Consider the following 458-nt stretch of genomic DNA (forward strand, 5'->3'; position numbering starts at 1 on the left):
CAGTCGGAGTGGTGTTCGGCCGGCATCACGCAAAAGCGGTCGGGGCCGCCATAGAGCCCGGGACGATCGCGGCGGAAGGTCTGCCAGCCGCCCTGCAGGTAGAGCGACAGGGTGTGATGGCCGGGGTCGCTGTAGCCGAGGATCTCCGCTTCGTCGCGGTACCAATGGGCGAGCGCCAGGCCGTCGCTGAGCGTGCTGCTGCGCAGCAGGCGCGCATTGGAGGTCCGGTCGAGGGTGCGGAATACCTGGAAATCACTGGGTTGGTGCATGCCGGCCATGCTACCCGCGCCCGGACGCTGCCGCGAGAGGCGGCGGATGAAAAGCGCAAGAATGGACAATGGTCGCGCCCGGCCTCGACCGCAGACTGACGGCATCCTGTCGTTGCGGAGTCGCCATGAATCTTTCGCTGTACCTGCTCACCGTGCTCATCTGGGGCACCACCTGGATCGCCATCAAGC

At 66.4% G+C, this 458-nt stretch carries 1 pseudogene; it reads right to left on the minus strand.

From position 1 onward, the window contains the following. Positions 1 to 269 (minus strand): annotated as a pseudogene (gene mdrR1, locus ACEWB7_RS17650) (transcriptional regulator MdrR1); the annotation flags it as partial. Between the last annotated feature and the right edge of the window lie 189 nt (positions 270 to 458).

This window comes from Acinetobacter sp. NIOH-H-8, assembly GCF_046635365.1.
In the GTDB taxonomy this organism is placed as follows: Bacteria; Pseudomonadota; Gammaproteobacteria; order Pseudomonadales; family Moraxellaceae; genus Acinetobacter.